Genomic DNA, 20,544 nt, shown 5'->3' with positions numbered 1-20,544 from the left:
GCTCACTTGCCGAACACCACCGTGCGGCTGCCATTGACCAGCACCCGCCGGTCGAGATGCAGCGCCACCGCCCGCGCCAGCACCCGCCGCTCGATGTCGCGGCCCTTGGCGACGAGGTCGTCGGGGGTGTCGGCATGGGTGACGTGCTCGACGTCCTGGCTGATGATCGGCCCCTCGTCGAGATCCTCGGTCACGTAATGCGCGGTGGCGCCGATCATCTTCACGCCGCGCGCATGCGCCTGGTGATAGGGCTTGGCGCCCTTGAAGCCGGGCAGGAAGGAGTGGTGGATGTTGATGCAGCGCCCCGACAGCCAGGCCGACATCTCGTCCGACAGGATCTGCATGTAGCGCGCCAGCACCACCAGCTCGGCCCCGGTCTCCTCCACCAGCGCGCGGATCTCGGCCTCCTGCTGCGGCTTGGTCTCCTTGGTGATCGGCAGGTGGTGATAGGGCACGTCCTCGGGCAGCCGCACCGACAGCGCGCTCGCCGGGTGGTTGCCCGCCACCGCGACCAGATCCATCGGCATTTCACCGATGCGCTGGCGATAGAGCAGGTCGGCGAGGCAATGGTCGAACTTCGATACCAGGATCAGCACCTTCTGGCGGTAGTCCTGCGGGCTCAGGGTCCAGTTCATGCCGAAGGCGGTGCCGATGCCGTCCATCTTGGCACGGAAGGCGCCGTCGCCACCCACCTCCTGCGGCAGCCGGAACGCCACCCGCATGAAGAAGGTGCCGGTGAGCGTGTCGTCGAACTGCCGCGCCTCGGTGATGTCGCCCCCGGTCTCTGCCAGCGCTGTGGCGACCGCGGCAACGATGCCGGGGCGGTTGCGGCAGGTGAGGGTGAGGATATGGGTGGTCATGGCGTCTTGCCCCTTGGCTTGCTCGCCGTCCTTGTCACCCGGCGCGGCGCGGGATGCCAGCACGGCGGCGGCGCTCTTTCGCGGTTTGGCGACATCGGAGCGGCGAAACCCGTGCCGCGGTTTCGCGTTGGGCGGCGGATGTTTCCGATAGGAGAACGCGATGAGCGACGCGAAAACCACCACCGACCACGACGAGATCCGCCAGTGGTGCGAGGCGCGCGGCGGCCATCCCGCCCGGGTGGCCGAGACCGCCGATCACGGCGAGGGCGGCGTGCTGCGCATCGACTTCGAACCGCAGGCCGAGGGGCTGGAGCGGATCGACTGGAAGGAATGGTTCGAGATCTTCGAGGAGAGCAAGCTCGCCTTCCTGCACCAGGACCAGGCCGCCGACGGCGCGGCGAGCCGCTTCAACAAGCTGGTCAAGCGCTGAGGCGCAACCCCCCCGGCGCCGCGCGGCGCCGGGGGCGTTTTGGTTCAGGCCCGGATCCGCACCGGTACGCCCTTGTAGGCCGGGGTCTTCGACAGCTCGTCATGGTAGTCGAGTGGCACCAGCGGGTTGGTCTCCGGGTAATAGGCGAGGACGGTGTCGTCCGGCAGGTCGTAGGCGATAACCCTGAGCCCGCCGACCTCGCGGGTCTCGCCATCCTCGATCGCGCAGGACAGCGTCACCTCCTGCCCCTCGCGCAGCCCGGCGCGGGCGATCATCTCGGGGTTCATCATCACCACGTGGCGGTCGGTCTTGAGCCCGCGCAGCCGATCGTTGAAGCCGTAGATCGTGGTGTTGAACTGGTCGTTCGACCGCACCGTGACGAGGGTGTAGCTGTCATCCCCCGGCACCTGCCCCAGCGCCGAGAGCGTCGGCGGCGCGGTGAAGATCGCCTTGCCGGTCTCGGTCTTCCACTGCCGCTCGCGCGCGGGGTTGCCCTTGTAGAAGCCGCCGGGCTGGAACAGCCGTTCGTTGAAGCGTTCGAACTTGTCGGGATAGGTCTCCTGGATCAGGTCGCGCACCTTGGCGTAATCGCCGACCCATTCGTCCCATTTCACCTTGGGGTTGGGGTCGAGCGTCGCCTTGGCGATCCCGGCGACGATGAAAGGCTCGGAGCGGACCATCTTCGATGCCGGCTCGCGGCGCCCCTCGCTGCCATGGATCATCGACAGGCTGTCTTCCATCGACACCGCCTGCGGGCCGGTGGCCTGCAGGTCAAGCTCGGAGCGCACCAAGCAGGGCAGTAGCCAGGCCTCGCGGCCGACCAGCGTGTGGCTGCGGTTGAGCTTGGTCGCGATCTGGACGTTGATCTCCAGATCCTTCCAGGCGTCGTCGGTCCGACCCTGATCGGGGATCGCGCGCGCGAAGTTGCCGCCCAGCGACACGAAGCCCTTGATCGAGCCGTCGAGGATCCCCTTCACCGCCTCGACCGTGGTCGTGCCCTCGTCGCGCGGGCTCTTGAAGCCGAACATCTCGTCGATCTTGTCGAGCGGCACCAGCTCCGGCTTTTCCGAGATGCCGACGGTGCGCTGGCCCTGCACGTTGGAATGGCCCCGCACCGGCGAGATCCCCGCCCCTTCCCGGCCGATATTGCCGCGCATCAGCAGCAGGTTCACATACATCGCGATGTTCAGGCTGCCATGCACGTGCTGGGTCAGGCCCATGCCATAGATGCCGATCACCTTCTCGGAGTTGCAGTACATCTCGCCGACCTCGGCGATGTCCTCGCGGCGCAGCCCCGTGACTTTCTCGATCTCGTCCCACGACACGGCGCGGATCGCCGCTTCGAATTCCGGCCAGCCGCTGGTGTGCTGGGCGACGAACGTCCGGTCGATCACGCCGCCGCCCTGCTCGTCGTCGTTCTCGAAGACCCGCTTGCACAGCCCCGCCAGCACCGCGACGTCCGAGCCGGGTTTGAGCTGGAGGTAGCGGTCCGAGATTACCGTCTCCTTGCCGGCCAGCATCTCGACCGGGTTCTGCGGGTCGCGGAAGGTGACGAGACCGGCCTCGCGCACCGGGTTGAATGTGACGATTTGACATCCGCGCTTCTTGGCGGCCCGCAGAGGGTGGAGAAAGCGCGGCGAGTTGGTGCCGGTGTTCTGCCCCATGAAGATGATCATGTCGCAATGATCGAAATCCGACAGCACGCAGGTGCCGACCGGGCTGCCGGTCACCTTCTTGAGCCCGACGCTGGTGGTCTCGTGGCACATGTTGGAGCTGTCGGGCAGGTTGTTGTTGCCATAGAGCCGGGCCAGCAGCGCATAGAGATACGACGTCTCGAGGCTGGCGCGCCCCGAGGCGTAGAAGACCACCGATTTCGGATCGCGGGCGCGGATCTCGCGCAGCTTGGCGCCGATCCCGTCGAACGCCTCCTGCCAGCTGGTCTCCACATATTTGTCGGTCGCCGGGTCGTAGCGCATCGGGTGGGTCAGACGGCCCTGCATCTCGAGGTCATAATCCGACCAGCCGCGCAGCTCGCTGACGGTATGATGGGCGAAGAACTCCGGCGTGCAGCGGTCACGGGTCAGGTCCCACAGCGTCGCCTTGGCGCCGTTCTCGCAGAACTCGGCGATGTGCGGGTTGGGCGGCTTGGTCCAGGCGCAGGAGGTGCACATGTGGCCGCCGGGCTTGTTCTGCCGCATCAGGGTCTCGAGCACGCCGGCGTCGGGCCGCTCCTGCCCGATATGCTTGGCGACGCTTTGCAGCGAGCCCCACCCGCCCGCGGGGTGGTCGTAATGCGGCAGTTCCTCGCGCTGGTGGGTTTCCTTGCGGTCGGTCATCTGCGGTCCTTCCCCGTGCTGCGGCGCTGCGTCTCCGGCCAAACCGACACGCGCGCGCGAGGGTTCCGCGCGGGGCGTGGACGGAACTCCCATGACGGCGCCCCGGTTGAAGGACGACGCAGATCAAGGAGCCACCACATGGCCGAGACACCGCATACCGCCGACCGGCTGCGCAGCGACATCGACGCGGGCGAGGCCGGCGACAAGAAGGGCTTTCCCGACACCGCCGCCTCGCCCCTCGGCACCGATGACGAGGCCTCGGGATTTCCCAACAGCGAGGATCAGGTCAAACGCGCGCAGGCGGCCGAGACAGAGAACCCCGCGCGCGGCGACGCCTCGAAAGGCGCGCAGGCGCCGCGCCCGACCAGCTACGCCTCCAAGACCACCACGCGCGAAAGCCGCAACCGCATGATCATGATCGGGGTCACGGTCGGCACCGCGCTGGTGCTGACCCTGATCGCGTTGATCGTCTGAACCTCAGCCGACGGTCAGCACGATCTCGGTGACACCATCATCGACGGCGCGGCAGGCCGCGAGCAGCCGCGCCGTCAGATGGGTTTCGACATAGGCGGCGTGAAACCGCGACGGCGCCGCGAGCGTCAGCCGCCCCCCTGCCCTGCCGGTTCGGGTCAGCGCCCGGATCCACGAGGCATAGAGCCCCGGCTCCTCGGCATGCAGCACGGTGCGGGCCAGCGACCATTCGCTGCCATCCGACGGGTCTGGCGGCGGTACCTCGCCCCTCAGCGGCAGCGGCACGACCTTGTCGTCGGCGGGCGTCTCCTCGAGCCGGTGCGCGAAATCCGGGCCGACCCGCTCCCAGCCCGGCCGGGTGTCCTGCATCAGACGCTCGATCCCGAGCCGGTATTCCGCCACCCTGCCCCGCGCCCCGGCGCGCAACAGCTCGAGCCAGCCGCGCCCCCTGAGCTTGGCCATCTCGCGCTTGACCGTGCGCTCGTCGACCGACCACAGCCGCGCGATCTCGCGCTGACCGACGGTGAGCTCGTCGCGGCCCCAGTTGTAACGTGCGGTGATCAGGGTGATGAGACGGAGCGCGAGGATCTGCTCCGAGCGACCGGCCGCCAGCGCATGCGCGCCGAGCGCGGTGAGGATGTCATACTTGCGGGCCGCGGCCCCGCGGCCCACGGGCCTGGTCGTCAACATGGCGCGCCTCGTCCTGCCACCTCGGATGGGTGGATACTCACTGCCTCGGATGAACGTCGGCCTGCGCCACCGTTCGCAGGGTGGCCCGTCTTTGCAACGCCTTTCCCTGCCTTGGCCTGATTTGCGTCCGGTTTTTCGATTCTGTCAAGCCGAGTCCCCGGATCGGGGTTTGGCCCCAATCCATTTCCGGATGGAAATCGGTATGTATTGGTATTGGGGGACAGCCAGTATGTCCCCTATTGCGCCGGTTTTGTCCCCCATTCCGGCGCCGGGGCGATGAAACCGTCCCCCCAATTCCGGCTCCGTTCCGGCGCGGCCTGCTTCCTCTCGACCAGGCTTCCGCGAATCGACCGAAGCCCTTGTGGCACAGGCTCCGCATCGAAAACGCAAAATCGCCATTTCCGAGCATAAACGGCTTTTCATCTTCGGCAAACTCCGCGTAAATCGCCACATCAGAAGAATTAGCGTTCCCAAGGGTGGCCGAGAGCGGTTCCCCGCGGGGAACCGGAGGGCAGAGACCGCATGTTCACCCATACCGACCTGGCCCGGCTGCAGGCGCAGTCGCTCAAGATGCAGGGCTATATCCGGCAACAGACCTTCTCCCCCGAGAACGAGAAGAAGCTGCGCCGGTTCTCGAGCTGGGAGGTGGCCGAGCTGATCCTCGGGCTCAACCCCTCCACCTTCCGCGGCCGGCTCGCCGCCGATCCGTCGCTGCCGCAGGGGCTGGTCGAAGAAGATGGCCGCCAGCGCTGGTACGCGCTCGAGGAGATCGGCGAGCTGCGCCGCCGGCTGCGGCACAAGGGCAAGCCGCTGCTGCCGCCGCGCCCGGCCGGCAAGCGGGCGATCCGCGCCGCCATCGCCAACTTCAAGGGCGGCGCCGGCAAGTCGACCGTGGCGCTGCACTTCGCCCATGCCGCCGCGCTCGACGGCTACCGGGTGCTCTGCGTCGACTTCGACCCGCAGGCGACGCTGTCGCATTCGATGGGCCTGTCGGACGTGGCCGAGGAATACACCGTCTGGGGGATCATGGCGCGCGACCTGATCCGCGAGACCGAGCGGATGAACGCCGCCGGGCGCGGCGCCGAGAGCGGCACCGCCCTGCCCGAGCGCAAGCTGCCGCCCTCGGTCACCGGCATGGGTCTCAACGATCTGCGGGTCACCGACTTCATAAAGCCGACCTCTTGGCCGACCATCGACCTGGTCCCCTCCTGCGCCAACGCCGCCTTCGTCGAATTCGCCTCGGCCCAGTACCGGCACCTGAACCCGGAATGGTCCTTCTTCGCCGCGGTCGACCGCTATCTCGATCACCTGCCCGACGACGCCTACGACATCGTCATCTTCGACTGCCCGCCGGCGATCGGCTACCAGTCGATGAACGCGGTCTTCGCCGCCGACGTGCTCTACATCCCCTCGGGCCCCGGCTACTGGGAATACGACTCGACCACCTCCTTCATCGGCCAGCTCGCCGAGGCGCTCGAGGATCTCGGCCGGTTCCGCGGCGCGGTGCCGCCGGGCACCGAGCCCGACAAGCACTTCGCCGACATCCGTTTCCTGCTCACCCGGTTCGAGCCGAACAACGATCTGCACCGTGCGATGCAGCAGGCCTTCCACAAGGTCTTCGGTCCACAAGTGGCCGAGCACCCGATCGAGATGACCCGCGCGGTCGAGCAGTCGGGCCGCTTCCTGAGTTCGGTCTACGAGATCGACTACCGCAACATGACCCGCGAGACATGGCGGCGCGCCCGCGCCTCTTTCGACCGCGCCTATGACGAGTTCCGCGCCTCGCTGGTCGCGGCCTGGGACAAGCTGGAGGACTGATATGGCCAAGAAGCGCAGCGTGTTCGACATCGACTTCACGCCGGACGCGGAGGACGCCCCCGCGCCGGAGCGGTTCCCCGCGGGGAACCCGACGCCGGAGCCGACCCCGCCCGCCGGGCGGCGCGGCCCGATGGCCTCGGCGATCACCGAAACCGCCGAAGCGGCGCGCGGCCGGGCCGCCGCCGAAGCCGCGATCCGGGCCGAGAACGACGAGCTGGCGCATGAGCACGTGCGGCTCAAGAAGCTCGGGCTGATCACCGATCTCGTGCCGGTCGCTTCTGTCCGGACCGACAAGCTGGTGCGCGACCGCGCGCCGGGTCGCGATCCCGAACTCGAGGAACTGAAATCCTCGATCCAGGAGATCGGGCTGTCGAACCCGATCCGGGTGGAGCAGGACGGGCAGGGTGGCTACGAGCTGATCCAGGGCTACCGCCGTCTCACCGCCTTCCGCGAGCTGCTCGAGCAGACCGGCGACCAGCGCTATGCGAGGATCCCGGCGGCGATGGTTCCCCGCGGGGAACCGGTGCGCGATCTCTACCGCAAGATGGTCGACGAGAACCTGGTGCGGAAGGACATCTCCTTTGGCGAGATGGCGCAGCTGGCGCTGAACTACGCCAAGTCCACCGGCATCAAGCCGCATGACGCGGTGACCGAGCTCTACACCTCGGCGCTCAAGCAGAAGCGCAGCTACATCCGCAGCTTCACCCGGGTGCTGGAGCGGGCCAAGGGGACGATCCGTTTCCCGGAGGCGATCCCGCGCGCGCTGGGACTGGAGCTGTTCAAGATCATCGATGCCGACCCGATCCTCGGCGACGATATGATCAGCATGCTCAAGCGCGCGCCCGAGCGCGACGCCGAGATGGAGCTCGCGGTGCTGCGCGACTTCGTCCAGCGCGCCCCGAAGGTCGTCAAGCCGCGCCCGAAGTCGGTGTCCAAGACGATGCTGCGGCTGCCGCGTCCCGAGGGCGAGGCGCGGATCGCCGCCTCGGACGGCCGGGTCGAGCTGCGGCTGGCGCGCGATTTTTCGGCGCTCGACCGGGCCCGGCTGCAGCGCGCCTTCGAGGCGTTCTTCGACGCGCTCGACGGGTCCTGATGCGGACCGGTTCCCCGCGGGGAACCGCGACCGCCGGGTGACACCGCCCCGGAGGGTTCCCCGCGGGGAACGCCGCGAGACAGGGATGAAAAGAAAAGGGCCGGTTCCCCGTGGGGAACCGGCCCTTTCAATGTCGTGGTCCGGGTTGCGTCAGCCGGCGTCGCCCGGCGGCGCGTCCTTCTTGGCGCGCGGCTTGCGCGGGGTGCTGCTGCGGGCCGGGGCCTTGGTCGATTTGGCCGCCGCCTTGCGGGCCGGCTTCGCGGCCCCGTCCGCGCCGGTGGCGGCGCTCTTGCGGGCGCGCGGCGCCTTCGGCTTGCCGGCGCCGCTCACCTCGGCGCCGCCGAGACCGGCACCGCCCTCATCCCCCTGATGCGGCGCGGGCGACGCGGCGCCCTTGGCGCGGCTTTCGTCCTGCATCTGCGCATCGACCTCGCGCGCGGCCTCGTGCCAATGCAGGTCGTGCTGGCCCTCGGGCGATCCGTCGCGCTGCCACATCTCATAGGCCAGCTTGCGGATCCGCTCCTCGCGATCGTCAGCCATCATCGTGCTCCCTTCCAGAGTACTTCCATCCTGCCCGGAGCATGGCGGCCGGGGAGAGCCGGGCCATGGCGGGCGTCAAACCTTGCGCCGGAACGGACCGTGAACGGCCTCGGTACGGGCGCGACCTAAGCGTCGCGCGCCGTTCGAATAATTGCCAGCCCCTCGTGACGCAAGGTCAACTGTGTGCGGAAGCGTACGGGAGGTCAACCGCGTCCGCGATATCCCGCCACGCCCGGCTCGGGAATCCAGACGCCGCGGGGCGGCTCGCCGGTCTGGTAGAAGACGTCGATCGGGATCCCGCCGCGCGGATACCAGTAGCCGCCGAGCCGCAGCCATTTCGGCTCCAGCGTGTCGACCAGCCGCCGGGCGATCGAGACGCTGCAATCCTCGTGAAAGGCACCGTGGTTGCGGAACGAGGTGAGGAACAGCTTGAGCGACTTGCTCTCAACGAGCCAGTCGCCGGGCACGTAGTCGATCACCAGATGCGCGAAGTCGGGCTGGCCGGTCAGCGGGCAGAGCGAGGTGAACTCCGGCGCGGTGAACCGCACCGCGTAATCGACATCCGCCTGCGGGTTCGGCACGCGCTCGAGCACCGCCTCCTCGGGGGATTGCGGCTGCACGGTCTGGCCGCCGAGCATGGTCAGGCCGTCATAGATGGATTTGTCGGACATGGCGGGTCTCCTGTCGGTCTGCCCCGGCATATGGGGGCAGGGGGGCGATCCGCCTAATGCCGCGCGCGGCGCAGGGCGACAAGCCCCCCGCCGCGCCGCCGGTTCAACCGGCGAGCCGCTGGCCCAGCCGGTCGAGATGCGCCGCGAGCAGCGCCTGCGCCCGCTCGGCGCTGTCGGCCTCGGCATAGAGCCGGCATTCCGGCGCGTTGCCCGAGGGTCGCAAATGCACGATCTCGCCATTGCCGAAGCGGACCCGCAGCCCGTCGGTCTCGTCGATCGCGGACTCGCCCGCGCCGGTATCGAAGAACTCGGCCCGCGCCGCGGCGCTCTCGCGCAGGCTCTCGATCAGCGCCATCGACCGCTCGGAGGGCACCTCCTGCAACCGGTCGGCGGCGGTGAAGCGTGGCGGCAGATCGGCCGCAAGCTCGGCGAGGCCGCGCCCGGCCGCGCGCGCGGCGGCGAGCGGGGCGACGATCGGCAGCACCGCATCGCGGGTCATCAGCGGCGCGACCGCGCCCGCCGGGCCCTGCGCGGCAAAGCCCAGCAAAAAGCCGCCATTGGCCTCGTAGCCGATCACCCGCGCCGAAGGGTCGGCCTCGAGCGCGGCTTCCATTCCGGCGATCACGAAGGGCGAGCCGATCCGGGTGCGGCGCAGCGCAAAGCCCGGCATCGCCTCGACCAGCGTGTTGGACGACACCGGCGTCACCACCATCCGCGCATCGAGAAGCCGCGCGGTCAGCGGGCCGAGCACGTCGCCGGGGATCATCGCCCCCGCCGCGTCGGTCACCATCGGCCGGTCGGCGTCGCCATCGGTGGAGATGATCGCGTCGAGCCGGTGCGCCTCGGCCCAGCCGGCCAGCGCCGCGCGGGTCTCGGGATCGACCGCCTCGGTGTCGACCGGGATGAAGCGATCGGAGCGGGCGATCGGCACCGCCGTCGCCCCGAGGCCTTCGACGATATCGACCAGCACGTCGCGCGCGACGCTGCTGTGCTGGTAGACACCGATCCGCAGCCCGGACAGCGCCTGCGGCCCGAAGCCGTCGACATAGCGCGCGACATAGCGCGCGGCGCAGTCGGGATCGGTCTCGAGCTGGCCTTCCGCCGCATCCGGCGCGCCGCCGCTGCGCAGCGCCTCGAGGATCGCCGCCTCGTCGCTCTTCGCGATCTCGCCGGTGGGCAGGTAGAACTTCAACCCGTTGCGGTCGGCGGGGATGTGGCTGCCGGTGACCATCACCGCCGCCGCGCCGCGCGCCATCGCCGCCATCGCTAGCGCCGGCGTCGGCACCGCGCCGCAATCCACCGCGCGGAGCCCGGCGCCACGCACCGCGGCGATCACGGTCTCGGCGATGCGCGGCGAGCTGTCGCGCAGGTCGCGGCCGACATGCACCGCGCCGCCGACGGGGCAGGCGGCGAGGAAGGCCCGGATGTGGTCATGGACGAGCGTATCGGTCAGCTCGGTGACGAGGCCGCGCAGGCCGCTGGTTCCGAATTTGGGGGGCATGGGTATCCTGTTCACGGGTTAACGCTTGGCCGCGACTATGCCAGCGCCGCCCGGGCTCGGCAACGCGATGGCGGAACGCGGGGCGGCTCTTGCGCCTTGTGCCCGTGATCAACGCTACCGGCGCAGGAATTTGGACATGACCCGATCATTCGCAGCCCCGGCCATCGCCCTCGCGGCCTTGATGGCGCCCGTGACGGCCCCCGCCCAGCCCTCCTTCGACTGCGGTGCGGCCCGAACCGCGACCGAGCGCGCGATCTGCGCCTCGCCCGACCTCGCCTCGCTCGAAAAGCGGATGGTCGGGGTCTATGACGACCTCGTCGACCGGATCGGCGAGGCCGAGGCGCGGCGCATCGCCGACATCCAGCTCGAACGGCGGCAGGCCTGCAACGGCGACGCCGCCTGCATCGAGCGCCAGCTGCTGACCACGATCGGCATCTTCCGCGCCGAGGCCGCCGCCGCCACCCGTGCCGCAGAGTCCGAGGCGGACGCGGCCGATGAGGATCTGGCCGAGCTCCGCGCGGCGCTTGGGCAAGGGCAGGCGCAGTTCCAGGGACAGGCGCCCGTCGTGGCCTCGGCGGAAGACGAGGATGCGACGCGGAACGCGGCGCGCCGGCACGCCGCGTTCGAGGCGGCGTTCAAGGCGCTGCCCGATTACCGGCGCCGTCACGTTCAAGGACGGCTGCGCGACGCCGGGCTTCTGGAGGGGCCGGTCGACGGGATATGGGGCGATGCCAGTGCCCAGGCGCTCGACCGGTTCCTGCGCGCGGCGCGCGGCCGGGGCATCGCCTTCATGGCGCTCCGGCCCGAGGGCGCGGCAGCCGCGCTGCGCTATATCGGCAGCGACCTGTTCTTCTACGACTATATCCCCGAAGCCGCGCGCTGAGCCGTCGCCGCGTCGGGGGTGGTCATCGCCCGGCGATCCGCCTAAGCGGCCCTTCCGGCGGAACGAAAGGCGAATCGACGGCGATGATGGGACGCACGCATCTGGCGCTCGGGGCGGTGGCCGGGGTGCATCTCGCCGCGCTGTCGCCGCGGATGGGGCTGCCGATCATGGCGGCGGCGCTGATCGGTGCGATCCTGCCCGATGTCGACACCCCCTACAGCAAGCTCGGCCGCAGGCTCTGGCCGCTCTCGACGCTGGTGCTGTGGATCTTCGGCCATCGCGGCGGCACCCATTCGGCGGTGTTCCTGGTGATCGTCACGGCGCTGATGTGGATGGTGTCGGCGCCGGTGGCGCTGGCGCTGGGGGCGGGAATCGCCACCCACCTCGCGGCCGACGCGATCAGCTTCGGCCATGGCACCCGCTTCACCGCGCGCGGCGCGGGGGTGCCGCTGTGGTGGCCCCTGGCGGAGCGCAAATCCGGGCTGCGGCTGGTCAAGGTCAACGGCCCGCTCGAGAATCTGGTGATCCTGCCCTGGGCTACCCTTTATGCCGCACAGCTCGGCTGGCGGCTGCTCTAGGCGCGGGCGCTGTTTCCTTGGGCGCCGGGCTGGGGTAGGTTGCCCCAAAACAAAGACAGGCAGCGGACAACCCCCATGGCATCACTGCGTCTCCCCGCCCTCGTCGGGCTCGTCCTGCTGGCCGCGGGCTGCGAAAGCCTGCCGCGCGGCGCGGCGCTGCGCTGCGCAGCGAGATCCTCGAGACCCAGCGGCTGGGAGAGGCGGCGCCGCGCGATTTCGTGGTCGCGCCGGTGACCCGGGCGCTGCTGCCGGTCTATGCGGCCTGGCCGGGGCAGGGCGGCACGGGCCACGCCTGGATCGACCGCGTCGACCAGCCCGAGACGAGGATCATCGCGCCGGGCGACACGCTCGAGATCACGATCTGGAGCACCGAGGAGAACGGCCTGCTGACCGTGCCGGGACAGCGCTTCGTGTCGCTGCCCAATCAGCGCGTCGGCGCCTCGGGCACGGTCTTCCTGCCCTATGTCGGCAATGTGAAGGTGTCGGGCATGAGCCCGGAGACCGCCCGCGACCGGATCGAGGCGCAATATGCCGAGGTGACGCCCTCGGCGCAGGTCCAACTCGGCTTCACCGAGGGTCGGCGCAACACGGTGAGCCTGGTGTCGGGCGTCGCCAGCCCCGGCAGCTACCCGCTGCCCGACAGCGACTTCACGGTGATGGGGCTGATCGCCGAGGGCGGCGGCGTCGACAAGAGCCTGCGCAACCCGCAGATCCGGCTGGTCCGCGACGGGCGGATCTACGGCACCTCGGTCGAGCGGCTGCTCGACAACCCGCGGCTCGACACCACGCTCGAGGGCGGCGACAAGATCCATGTCGAGGCCGATGACCGCAAGTTCCTGTCGCTCGGCGCGGCCGGCAGCGAGAGCGTGCATTACTTCACCGAGGACCGTCTCGACGCGCTCGAAGCGATGGCGATCATCGGCGGCGTGGCCGACAACCGCGCCGATCCCGGCGGCATCCTGGTGCTGCGCCGCTATCCCGACAGCGCGGTGACGCCCGGCCCCGCCGGCCCGGATCAGTCGCGGGTGGTGTTCACCATCGACCTGACCTCGGCCGACGGGCTGTTCAGCGCCGGCGAGTTCGAGATCCTGCCCGGTGATCTGGTCTATGCCACCGAAAGCCCGGTGAACTCGGCGCAGACGATCTTCTCGATCCTCGGCACCAGCCTCGGGTTGGCGAGCCGGGTCGGCGTCAACTTCTAGGCCGCCCACCGCCCCAGAGCGGTGAGTCCGACATTGGCGACCCGCGCCGCGGCGGCGAAACCCGCGGCGCCGGCGGCGCGCGGCAGCCGCAGCGCCGCCGAGGCCGCCCCCGCCTCCTGCATCAGACCGCCCAGATCGCCCGGGTCGAGCGCGGTGAAATCGCCCTCGGCGCCGGGCAGGGTGGCGCTGACCCGCGGCGTGTCGGCGAAGGGCGCGGGGAAGGTCCAGACATGTTCGAGCCGGTGCTCGGAGATCCGGGCGAACCCCGCCGCGCCGGTCCAGGCGATCTGGGTGCCGTCGGCAAAGCGCAGATAGCGGCCCTCGGCGCTCTCGCCGCTGTCGAACACCGCGCCGCCGGGCAGCCCGTCGGCGAGCGAGACCGGCCCGAGCAGGTCGGCCTGTCCGATCTCGCGCCGCCAGCCCTGCCAGACGCCGCCTGCCAGCGCCCGCCGCCAGACCCGGCCGGTCACGGTTTCGCACAGCCGCTGCGCCGCCGCATCAGGCCCGGCCGCCGCGACCCAGAGCAGCCCCGGCCCGGAGGTTTCACCCGGGGTGCCGGTCGCGGGCAGGGCGATGGCGAAGACGCCGCCCGAACGCCCCGCGTCGGCATCGAGGAGGACGGGTGCCGCGGCACCCAGCCCGAAGGCCCCGACCGTCATCAGCCGCCCCGGCGTCGCGTCGTCCGGGGCCGATTGCACCGCCGCGCCGCTGGCGAGACCCTGGGCCGAGAGGCCGAGTGCGGTGGTCCAGTCGGCGCCATCGGCGCTGGTCCGGATCGCGAAGCCGGCGCCGCCTGCAAGGCCGATCTCGGCGCCGCCGGCAAAGCCGGTCTGGAACAGCAGCGAGGCGGTGTCGCCCGCCCCGGCGCGGTTGATCTTGAGCCGGTGATCGCCGCCCGCGTGGTTCAGCAGCGTCGAGGGCGCCGCGAGGCTGAGCCGGTCGGTGTCATCGGGCCCCGTATTGATCCCGAGCGATGCGGCGCGAAGCGGCCGCTCCTCCTCGGCGGTCCAGCCGGTCCCGTCGAAGCGCAGATCGGCTCCTTCGGCGAGACAGTGCAGCCGCCAGCCGGGCAGGGGGGTCTCGAAGCCCCAGGCGGTGCCGTCCCAGACCGCGATCCGGCCCGACTGCCCGGCCCAGTCGCCGCTCGCCCCGGTCGCGACGAGGTGGCGGGCGCCCGGCGCGGGGTCGTCCGGCGGTGCGGCGCGGTCGCGATCGGCCACCACCGGCTGCACCAGCGCGTCGAGCCGCTTGATCGCCTCGTTATGGGTGACGTGCTTTTGCGCCTGTCCGGGCTGGATATAGGGCAGCGACAGGATGGCCGAGATCTCGGGCATGGCGTCCTCATGGGCGTTGCATCGGGGCGATCATAGCCACCGCGCCCGAAGCGAAGGTGAGCGCGGCGCGCGTTGCGCCCCCGTCGGCGGCGCGGTAACTGCCCCTGTCCCGCACCGGAGCCTCGCCATGACCGACCAGCCCCAGCGCGCCTTGCGCGTCCTCGTCACCGGATCGGCGGGGTTCATCGGCCACCATCTCTGCGCCCGGCTGCTGGAAGCGGGGGCCGAGGTCACCGGGATCGACGCGCTGACCGACTACTACGACCCCGCGCTCAAGCGGGCGCGCAACGCCCGGCTCGCCGGCCTGCGCTTCGAGGCGGTGGAGGGCCGGATCGAGACGCCGGGGTTGCTCGACGATCTGGTCGAGCGGGTCCGGCCCGAGATCGTGGTGCATCTGGCGGGGCAGGCCGGGGTGCGGCATTCGATCGAGGCGCCCGAGAGCTATGTTGAGGCCAACCTGATCGGCAGCTTCCGCCTGATCGAGGCGCTGCGCCGCCACCCCTGCCGACACCTGATGATGGCCTCGACCTCCTCGGCCTATGGCGCCGAGAACGAGATGCCCTATCGCGAGACGATGGCCGCCAACCTGCCGATGTCCTTCTACGCCGCGACCAAGAAGGCGAACGAGGCGATGGCGCATAGCTACGCCCATCTCTACGGCCTGCCGACGACGATGTTCCGCTTCTTCACGGTCTACGGGCCGTGGGGGCGGCCCGACATGGCGCTGTTCAAGTTCACCCGCGCGATCCTCGCGGGGGAGGCGATCGACGTCTACAATCACGGCGAGATGCGGCGCGACTTCACCTATGTCGACGATCTGGTCGAGGGGCTGGTCCGGCTGGCCGAGCGGCCGCCCGAGGCGCCCGACGCGCGGGGCCCCGCGATCGCGGGCGACAGCCTGAGCCCGGTCGCGCCCTGGCGGGTGGTCAATCTCGGCCATGGCGCGCCGCAGAAGCTCGAGGATTTCATCGCCGCGATCGAGGCGGCGACGGGGCGCGAAGCCCCGCGCAACCTGATGCCGATGCAGCCCGGCGACGTGCCCGCGACCTGGGCCGATACCACGCTTCAGGAGGCGCTGATCGGGCCACTGCCCAAGACGCCGCTGGCCGAGGGCGTGGCGCGCTTCGTCGAGTGGTACCGCGCCTATCACGGCGCCTGATCCGCGCCCGCCACGGCGGCAGCGGGCGATTGTCCGGTTTCGTTTGAAACAGCTCTGACGCGGCTCCGCTTGGCCGCGCCCGGCCCGCCCGGCTAGGCTGCGGCGGATGTAACAGGGGAACGCAATGCAGGATTTTGCGATATTGTGGGACTGGGCTGGCTTCGCCGTGCGCTGGCTCCATGTCATCACCGCCATCGCCTGGATCGGGTCGTCCTTCTATTTTGTGGCGCTCGATCTCGGCCTGAGGAAGGCCCCGGATCTGCCGCCCGGCGCGCATGGCGAGGAGTGGCAGGTGCATGGCGGCGGATTCTATCACATCCGCAAGTACCTCGTGGCGCCCGAGGCGATGCCCGAACACCTGACCTGGTTCAAATGGGAGAGCTACGCCACCTGGCTGTCGGGGGCGGCGCTATTGATGATCGTCTACTGGGTTGGGGCCGAGCTCTACCTGATCGACCCGTCGCGCGCCGATCTCGCTGTCTGGCAGGCGATCGCGCTTTCGGCCGGCTCGCTCACCATCGGCTGGATCGTCTATGACGCGCTGTGCAAATCGCCCCTGGGCGAGCGGCCGACGGTGCTGATGCTGCTGCTGTTCGTGCTGCTGGTGGCGATGAGCTGGGGCTACCACCAGATCTTTTCCGGCCGCGCGGCGCTGCTGCATCTGGGCGCCTTCACCGCGACGATCATGACCGCCAACGTGTTCCTGATCATCATGCCGAACCAGCGGATCGTGGTGGCCGACCTGAAGGCGGGCCGCAAGCCCGACCCGAAATACGGCAAGATCGCCAAGCTGCGGAGCACGCACAACAACTACCTGACCCTGCCGGTCGTGTTCCTGATGCTGTCGAACCACTACCCGCTGGCCTTCGCCACGGATTACTCGTGGATCATCGCGGCGCTGGTGTTCCTGATGGGGGTGACGATCCGGCACTACTTCAACACCATGCACGCCACCGGCAAGGGGCCGCACTGGACCTGGGGCGTGACCGTCATCCTGTTCCTGATCCTCGCCTGGCTGTCGACCGCGCCGATGTGGGGCAGCTACGAGGAGGCCGAGGCGCGGCCCATGACCGCCTATGAGCAGCGCTTCGCGGAGGCGGAGGGCTTCCACGAGGCGGAGCAGATCGTGATCGGACGCTGCTCGATGTGCCACGCGCGCGAGCCGGTCTGGGACGGCATCCGCTGGGCCCCGAAGGGGGTGGTGCTGGAGACGCCGCAGGACATCGCGCAGAACGCCCGCGCGATCTACCTGCAGGCGGGGGTCAGCCACGCCATGCCGCCCGCCAACGTCACCGAGATTTCGGAGGCCGACCGCGCCAAGCTGGTGCGCTGGTTCCGGGCGGGGCAGGGGGCTTGATCGCGCGGTCCGGGCGTCCTATCTAGACAGGTAGCTAGACAGGAGTTCGGATATGTGGAGCCTGCAGGACGCCAAGAACCGCTTCAGCGCCGTGGTCGACGCGGCGCTCGCCGGGGCGCCGCAGGAGGTCTCGCGGCGCGGCAAACCGGCGGTGGTCGTGCTTTCGGCCGCCGAATATGCGCGGCTCGTCGCGGCGGCGGGAGCGGAGCGGGGCAGCTTCGCCGAGCATCTGCTCGATTTTCCCGGCATGGCGGAAAGCCCGGACCGGGCGCAGGCGCTGCCCCGCGACGTGGCGTTTTGATCTATCTTCTTGATACCAACGTGATCTCGGCGGTGCGGCGCGACGGCCGCGCGCCCGCCGTCGCCGCCTGGCTGCGCGCCCAGCCCGAGGACTCGCTGTTCCTCAGCGCCGTCACGCTGGGCGAGATCGAGCGCGGCATCGCCCGGCAGGAGGGGCGCGACCCCGGCTTCGCCGCCGATCTGCGCGACTGGCTCGACCGGACCGCACGGCTCTTTTCCGACCGCATCCTGCCCTTCGGGCCGCAGGAGGCGCGGATCTGGGGGCGGCTCTCGGCCGAGATCGGCCATGGCGGCGCCGATCTGATGATCGCCGCCACGGCGCTTGCCCATGGCGCCACGGTGGTCACCGGCAACGTCTCGGATTTCGAGCCGACCGGGGTGGCGCTGCTCGATCCGTTCTAGCCCTTGGCCCGCATCACCATGCCGTAGAGGTCGCGGGTGTCGTCCGGGTCGGCCAAGAGATCAAGCATCTCGTAATGGCCGGTCCGGTCGAGCTGGTCGCGCACGTAGCGCAGCGCCGAGAAATCCTCGGTCGCGAAGCCGACGCTGTCGAACAGGGTGATCTGGTCGGGGCCGCGCCGACCCTCTGACTGGCCGGTGATGACCCGCCACAGCTCGGTCACCGGGTGGTCGGGGTCGAGCTGCTGGATCTCGCCTTCGATCCGGGTCTGGGGCGGGTATTCGACGAAGATCTCAGAGCGCAGCAGGATGTCGCGATGCAGCTCGGTCTTGCCCGGGCAGTCGCCGCCGATCGCGTTGATGTGCACGCCCGCGCCGACCATGTTGTCGGTCAGGATCGTCGCGTATTGCTTATCGGCGGTGCAGGTGGTGATGATCTGCGCCCCGGCCACCGCCTCCTCGCCGCTCTGGCAGGGGGTGATGTCGAGGCCGCTCTCGGCGAGATTGGCCGCGGCCTTGCGCGTCGCTGCCGGGTCGATGTCGTAAATCCGGATCTTCTCGATGCCGAGCATCTCCTGGAAGGCCAGCGCCTGGAATTCGCATTGCGCGCCGGCGCCGATCAGCGCGAGGGTCTTGGCGCCCTTGGGCGCGAGATGGCGCGCCGCCACGGCCGAGGTGGCCGCGGTCCTGAGCGCGGTCAGCACCGTCATCTCGGAGAGCAGCACCGGGTAGCCGTTGTCGACCCGCGCCAGCACGCCGAAGGCGGTGACGGTCTGGAAGCCGCGCTTGAGGTTCGAAGGGTGGCCGTTGACGTATTTGAAGCCGTAGGTCTCGCCGTCAGAGGTCGGCATCAGCTCGATCACGCCCTCGGGCGAATGCGAGGCGACGCGCGGCGTCTTGTCGAACCGCTCCCAGCGACGGAAATCCTCTTCGATGTACTCAGCCAGCTCGGCCATCATCCGGCGCGGGCCGATCGCGTTCACCATTTCCATCATCCGCGCCACCGAGACGAAGGGCACCATGGCGAGACGGGAGGGGGCGGGGGCGTCGGTCATCTGTCACTCCTTCGGGGCTTTTGCGCCGATCCTGAGACATTTCCGCCGTTTCGGGGAGGGGGCGGATTGCGCAGGACGCGCGGTTCTTTCTACAAACTGCGGCATGAACCGACGATTTGCCAAATGACGCCGCCCGATCCCACCGATCGCCGCCTGCTGAGCCTGCTGCAGCAGGATGCCCGCATGCCGGTGGTCGCCCTCGCCGCCGAACTGGGCATCTCGCGCGCCACGGTCAGCGCCCGGATCGAGCGGCTGCGCGCCTCGGGCGCGATCCGCCGATTCACGGTCGAGCTGGGCGCGCCGGATGCCGACGACATGGTGCGCGCGGTGATGCTGATCGAGCTGCAGGGCCCGCAGGCGCGCGGCGTCGCGGCCCGGCTGCGGCGGATGCGGCAGGTCTCCGAGCTGCATTCCACCAACGGCGCCTGGGATCTCGTGGCGCGGATCGAGGTCGCCTCGCTGGCCGAGTTCGACCAGGTGCTGAACGACATCCGCGAGATTCCCGGCGTGCTGAACTCGGAGACCTGCCTGCTGCTCGGGCGCGCCGGCGGCTGACGGCGGGGCGGGCTTGCCAGCGCCGCCCGGCTGGCAGAGCATGGCGGCGCCGCGGGGAGGCGGCAGCAACGGGAGGAACGAGGATGACCGAAGCACGGATCGTGGGCTGGGCGCACAGCGTCTTCGGCAAGAGCGCGGCGCCGGACACGGCGGCGCTGATGGCCGAGGTGACCGGCCCGGCGCTGGAGCATGCCGGGATCGGCGCCGAGGAGGTCGACGGGGTCTTTGTCGGCGTCTTCAACAACGGCTTTTCGCGGCAGGATTTCCAGGCCTCGCTGGTGGCGATGGGCCATGACGGGCTGCGCCACGCGCCGGCGACGCGCTACGAGAACGCCTGCGCCACCGGCTCGGCCGCGCTCAACGGCGCGATGGATTTCATCGCCGCCGGGCGGGGCCGGATCGCGCTGGTGGTCGGCGCCGAGAAGATGACCGCGACGCCGGGAACGGAGGTGGGCGACATCCTGCTCGGCTGTTCTTGGCGCGAGGAGGAAGGCGACACGCCGGGCGGCTTTGCCGGGATCTTCGGCCGGATCGCGCAGGGCTACTTCCAGAAATACGGCGACCGCTCCGAGGCGCTGGCGCGGATCGCGGCCAAGAACCACGCCAACGGGGTCCACAACCCCTATGCGCATCTGCGCAAGGATCTGGGCTTCGAGGCCTGCAACGCGGTGTCGGATCGCAACCCCTATGTCGCGGCGCCCCTGCGGCGGACCGACTGCTCGCTGGTCTCCGACGGGGCGGCGGCGCTGGTGCTGGCCGATGCCGAGACCGCCAAGACCATGCAGCGCGCCATCGCCATCCGCGCCCGGTCGCATGTCAACGACATCCTCGCCATGAGCCGGCGCGACCCGCTGGCCTTCGAGGGGCCGCGGCGGGCCTGGGCGCAGGCGCTGGAGCGCGGCGGGCTGACGCTCGACGATCTCGATCTGGTCGAGACCCATGACTGCTTCACCATCGCCGAGCTGATCGAATACGAGGCGATGGGCCTCGCGGCGCCGGGGCAGGGGCACCGGGTGATCGAGGAGGGGGTGACGCATCGCGACGGACGGCTGCCGGTCAACCTCTCCGGCGGGCTGAAGTCCAAGGGCCACCCGATCGGCGCCACCGGCGTGTCGATGCATGTCATGGCGGCGATGCAACTCGCCGGCGAGGCCGGCGACATGCAGAAACCCGACGCCCGGCTGGCGGGGGTGTTCAACATGGGCGGCGCGGCGGTGACCAGCTATGTCTCCCTGCTCGAAAGGGTAGGTTAGATCTAGACCGACCTTCGGGGGCCGGGCGCGGCAGCCGCGATGCTATGATCGGCCATCCA

21 protein-coding genes are annotated in these 20,544 nt (G+C 69.9%); 13 read left to right on the top strand and 8 right to left on the bottom strand.

Annotated elements, in window-relative coordinates:
• Nucleotides 1-2 precede the first annotated feature (2 nt).
• Nucleotides 3-860 (bottom strand): formyltetrahydrofolate deformylase, encoded by an 858-nt coding sequence (gene purU / locus FHS00_RS07500; RefSeq protein WP_183471428.1) that lies wholly within the window; start codon nucleotides 858-860, stop codon nucleotides 3-5.
• Nucleotides 861-1,020: 160 nt separating this feature from the next.
• Between purU and FHS00_RS07495 the strand changes: the two genes are divergently transcribed.
• Nucleotides 1,021-1,290: a hypothetical protein gene (locus tag FHS00_RS07495; protein ID WP_183471426.1), complete on the top strand. Its 270-nt coding sequence runs from the start codon at nucleotides 1,021-1,023 to the stop codon at nucleotides 1,288-1,290.
• A gap of 44 nt (nucleotides 1,291-1,334) precedes the next feature.
• On the opposite strand, the gene FHS00_RS07490 is transcribed toward FHS00_RS07495, so the two are convergent.
• Nucleotides 1,335-3,626, bottom strand: coding sequence for an FdhF/YdeP family oxidoreductase (locus FHS00_RS07490; RefSeq protein ID WP_183471424.1), 2,292 nt, complete (start codon nucleotides 3,624-3,626; stop codon nucleotides 1,335-1,337).
• A 138-nt stretch (nucleotides 3,627-3,764) separates the two neighbouring features.
• On the opposite strand from FHS00_RS07490, the gene FHS00_RS07485 reads away from it, so the two are divergent.
• A complete protein-coding gene (locus FHS00_RS07485) occupies nucleotides 3,765-4,100 on the top strand; it encodes a hypothetical protein (RefSeq protein WP_183471422.1) in 336 nt (111 codons plus the stop codon).
• Between the two features lie 3 nt (nucleotides 4,101-4,103).
• Here the strand turns inward: FHS00_RS07485 and FHS00_RS07480 are convergent, their stop codons facing one another.
• Nucleotides 4,104-4,787: a hypothetical protein gene (locus FHS00_RS07480; RefSeq protein WP_183471420.1), complete on the bottom strand. Its 684-nt coding sequence runs from the start codon at nucleotides 4,785-4,787 to the stop codon at nucleotides 4,104-4,106.
• Between the two features lie 522 nt (nucleotides 4,788-5,309).
• On the opposite strand from FHS00_RS07480, the gene FHS00_RS07475 reads away from it, so the two are divergent.
• The gene (locus tag FHS00_RS07475) at nucleotides 5,310-6,605 is read left to right on the top strand and encodes an AAA family ATPase (protein WP_183471418.1); all 1,296 of its coding nucleotides are present in this window, start codon (nucleotides 5,310-5,312) and stop codon (nucleotides 6,603-6,605) included.
• A 1-nt stretch (nucleotide 6,606) separates the two neighbouring features.
• Nucleotides 6,607-7,698 (top strand): ParB/RepB/Spo0J family partition protein, encoded by a 1,092-nt coding sequence (locus FHS00_RS07470; RefSeq protein WP_183471416.1) that lies wholly within the window; start codon nucleotides 6,607-6,609, stop codon nucleotides 7,696-7,698.
• A gap of 150 nt (nucleotides 7,699-7,848) precedes the next feature.
• Here the strand turns inward: FHS00_RS07470 and FHS00_RS07465 are convergent, their stop codons facing one another.
• The 3 genes from FHS00_RS07465 to FHS00_RS07455 all read right to left on the bottom strand — a co-directional run bounded on the left by FHS00_RS07465 (nucleotide 7,849) and on the right by FHS00_RS07455 (nucleotide 10,410).
• Nucleotides 7,849-8,238: a DUF2934 domain-containing protein gene (locus tag FHS00_RS07465; protein WP_221188756.1), complete on the bottom strand. Its 390-nt coding sequence runs from the start codon at nucleotides 8,236-8,238 to the stop codon at nucleotides 7,849-7,851.
• Between the two features lie 203 nt (nucleotides 8,239-8,441).
• Complete coding sequence (gene queF / locus FHS00_RS07460) at nucleotides 8,442-8,909, bottom strand: preQ(1) synthase (RefSeq protein ID WP_183471412.1); 468 nt, start codon at nucleotides 8,907-8,909, stop codon at nucleotides 8,442-8,444.
• A 103-nt stretch (nucleotides 8,910-9,012) separates the two neighbouring features.
• On the bottom strand, nucleotides 9,013-10,410 hold the full coding sequence (locus FHS00_RS07455; protein ID WP_183471410.1) for a phosphomannomutase: 1,398 nt from the start codon (nucleotides 10,408-10,410) through the stop codon (nucleotides 9,013-9,015).
• A 136-nt stretch (nucleotides 10,411-10,546) separates the two neighbouring features.
• Here FHS00_RS07455 and FHS00_RS07450 point away from each other — a divergent pair, with 136 nt between their 5' ends.
• From FHS00_RS07450 to FHS00_RS07440, 3 genes are all read left to right on the top strand, one after another.
• Nucleotides 10,547-11,293, top strand: coding sequence for a lysozyme inhibitor LprI family protein (locus FHS00_RS07450; protein WP_183471408.1), 747 nt, complete (start codon nucleotides 10,547-10,549; stop codon nucleotides 11,291-11,293).
• An 83-nt stretch (nucleotides 11,294-11,376) separates the two neighbouring features.
• Nucleotides 11,377-11,871 carry a metal-dependent hydrolase gene (locus tag FHS00_RS07445; RefSeq protein WP_183471406.1) on the top strand — a complete coding sequence of 165 codons (495 nt, stop codon included), beginning with the start codon at nucleotides 11,377-11,379 and terminating at the stop codon, nucleotides 11,869-11,871.
• 230 nt (nucleotides 11,872-12,101) lie between these two features.
• Complete coding sequence (locus FHS00_RS07440; protein ID WP_343064591.1) at nucleotides 12,102-13,073, top strand: polysaccharide biosynthesis/export family protein; 972 nt, start codon at nucleotides 12,102-12,104, stop codon at nucleotides 13,071-13,073.
• Here the strand turns inward: FHS00_RS07440 and FHS00_RS07435 are convergent.
• A complete protein-coding gene (locus FHS00_RS07435) occupies nucleotides 13,070-14,407 on the bottom strand; it encodes a DUF2793 domain-containing protein (RefSeq protein WP_183471404.1) in 1,338 nt (445 codons plus the stop codon). The genes FHS00_RS07440 and FHS00_RS07435 overlap by 4 nt on opposite strands.
• Nucleotides 14,408-14,534: 127 nt before the next feature.
• Here FHS00_RS07435 and FHS00_RS07430 point away from each other — a divergent pair, with 127 nt between their 5' ends.
• From FHS00_RS07430 to FHS00_RS07415, 4 genes are all read left to right on the top strand, one after another.
• Complete coding sequence (locus FHS00_RS07430) at nucleotides 14,535-15,566, top strand: NAD-dependent epimerase/dehydratase family protein (RefSeq protein WP_183471402.1); 1,032 nt, start codon at nucleotides 14,535-14,537, stop codon at nucleotides 15,564-15,566.
• Nucleotides 15,567-15,690: 124 nt separating this feature from the next.
• Nucleotides 15,691-16,923, top strand: a complete 1,233-nt coding sequence (locus FHS00_RS07425; RefSeq protein WP_183471401.1) for a urate hydroxylase PuuD — start codon at nucleotides 15,691-15,693, stop codon at nucleotides 16,921-16,923.
• A gap of 52 nt (nucleotides 16,924-16,975) precedes the next feature.
• Nucleotides 16,976-17,224, top strand: coding sequence for a type II toxin-antitoxin system Phd/YefM family antitoxin (locus FHS00_RS07420; protein WP_183471399.1), 249 nt, complete (start codon nucleotides 16,976-16,978; stop codon nucleotides 17,222-17,224).
• Nucleotides 17,221-17,625, top strand: coding sequence for a type II toxin-antitoxin system VapC family toxin (locus tag FHS00_RS07415; protein WP_221188755.1), 405 nt, complete (start codon nucleotides 17,221-17,223; stop codon nucleotides 17,623-17,625). The genes FHS00_RS07420 and FHS00_RS07415 overlap by 4 nt, the downstream gene beginning before the upstream one ends.
• On the opposite strand, the gene FHS00_RS07410 is transcribed toward FHS00_RS07415, so the two are convergent.
• The gene (locus FHS00_RS07410) at nucleotides 17,622-18,677 is read right to left on the bottom strand and encodes an ornithine cyclodeaminase (RefSeq protein WP_183471397.1); all 1,056 of its coding nucleotides are present in this window, start codon (nucleotides 18,675-18,677) and stop codon (nucleotides 17,622-17,624) included. The two genes, FHS00_RS07415 and FHS00_RS07410, sit on opposite strands and share 4 nt — an antisense overlap.
• A 123-nt stretch (nucleotides 18,678-18,800) precedes the next feature.
• Between FHS00_RS07410 and FHS00_RS07405 the strand changes: the two genes are divergently transcribed.
• Nucleotides 18,801-19,232, top strand: coding sequence for an Lrp/AsnC family transcriptional regulator (locus FHS00_RS07405; RefSeq protein ID WP_183471395.1), 432 nt, complete (start codon nucleotides 18,801-18,803; stop codon nucleotides 19,230-19,232).
• Between the two features lie 83 nt (nucleotides 19,233-19,315).
• Nucleotides 19,316-20,485, top strand: coding sequence for an acetyl-CoA acetyltransferase (locus tag FHS00_RS07400; RefSeq protein WP_183471393.1), 1,170 nt, complete (start codon nucleotides 19,316-19,318; stop codon nucleotides 20,483-20,485).
• The last annotated feature ends 59 nt before the right edge of the window (nucleotides 20,486-20,544 follow it).

The organism is Limimaricola variabilis, from assembly GCF_014195545.1.
Taxonomy (GTDB): Bacteria; Pseudomonadota; Alphaproteobacteria; order Rhodobacterales; family Rhodobacteraceae; genus Limimaricola; species Limimaricola variabilis.
This window is presented reverse-complemented; position numbering and strand designations above follow the sequence as displayed.

Excerpts from the sequence above, each read along its gene's own strand:
- purU (WP_183471428.1), bottom strand. The coding sequence starts at position 860 with ATGACCACCCATATCCTCACCCTCACCTGCCGCAACCGCCCCGGCATC.
- FHS00_RS07495 (WP_183471426.1), top strand. The coding sequence starts at position 1,021 with ATGAGCGACGCGAAAACCACCACCGACCACGACGAGATCCGCCAGTGG.
- FHS00_RS07490 (WP_183471424.1), bottom strand. The coding sequence starts at position 3,626 with ATGACCGACCGCAAGGAAACCCACCAGCGCGAGGAACTGCCGCATTAC.
- FHS00_RS07485 (WP_183471422.1), top strand. The coding sequence starts at position 3,765 with ATGGCCGAGACACCGCATACCGCCGACCGGCTGCGCAGCGACATCGAC.
- FHS00_RS07480 (WP_183471420.1), bottom strand. The coding sequence starts at position 4,787 with ATGTTGACGACCAGGCCCGTGGGCCGCGGGGCCGCGGCCCGCAAGTAT.
- FHS00_RS07475 (WP_183471418.1), top strand. The coding sequence starts at position 5,310 with ATGTTCACCCATACCGACCTGGCCCGGCTGCAGGCGCAGTCGCTCAAG.
- FHS00_RS07470 (WP_183471416.1), top strand. The coding sequence starts at position 6,607 with ATGGCCAAGAAGCGCAGCGTGTTCGACATCGACTTCACGCCGGACGCG.
- FHS00_RS07465 (WP_221188756.1), bottom strand. The coding sequence starts at position 8,238 with ATGGCTGACGATCGCGAGGAGCGGATCCGCAAGCTGGCCTATGAGATG.
- queF (WP_183471412.1), bottom strand. The coding sequence starts at position 8,909 with ATGTCCGACAAATCCATCTATGACGGCCTGACCATGCTCGGCGGCCAG.
- FHS00_RS07455 (WP_183471410.1), bottom strand. The coding sequence starts at position 10,410 with ATGCCCCCCAAATTCGGAACCAGCGGCCTGCGCGGCCTCGTCACCGAG.
- FHS00_RS07450 (WP_183471408.1), top strand. The coding sequence starts at position 10,547 with ATGACCCGATCATTCGCAGCCCCGGCCATCGCCCTCGCGGCCTTGATG.
- FHS00_RS07445 (WP_183471406.1), top strand. The coding sequence starts at position 11,377 with ATGATGGGACGCACGCATCTGGCGCTCGGGGCGGTGGCCGGGGTGCAT.
- FHS00_RS07435 (WP_183471404.1), bottom strand. The coding sequence starts at position 14,407 with ATGCCCGAGATCTCGGCCATCCTGTCGCTGCCCTATATCCAGCCCGGA.
- FHS00_RS07430 (WP_183471402.1), top strand. The coding sequence starts at position 14,535 with ATGACCGACCAGCCCCAGCGCGCCTTGCGCGTCCTCGTCACCGGATCG.
- FHS00_RS07425 (WP_183471401.1), top strand. The coding sequence starts at position 15,691 with ATGCAGGATTTTGCGATATTGTGGGACTGGGCTGGCTTCGCCGTGCGC.
- FHS00_RS07420 (WP_183471399.1), top strand. The coding sequence starts at position 16,976 with ATGTGGAGCCTGCAGGACGCCAAGAACCGCTTCAGCGCCGTGGTCGAC.
- FHS00_RS07410 (WP_183471397.1), bottom strand. The coding sequence starts at position 18,677 with ATGACCGACGCCCCCGCCCCCTCCCGTCTCGCCATGGTGCCCTTCGTC.
- FHS00_RS07405 (WP_183471395.1), top strand. The coding sequence starts at position 18,801 with ATGACGCCGCCCGATCCCACCGATCGCCGCCTGCTGAGCCTGCTGCAG.
- FHS00_RS07400 (WP_183471393.1), top strand. The coding sequence starts at position 19,316 with ATGACCGAAGCACGGATCGTGGGCTGGGCGCACAGCGTCTTCGGCAAG.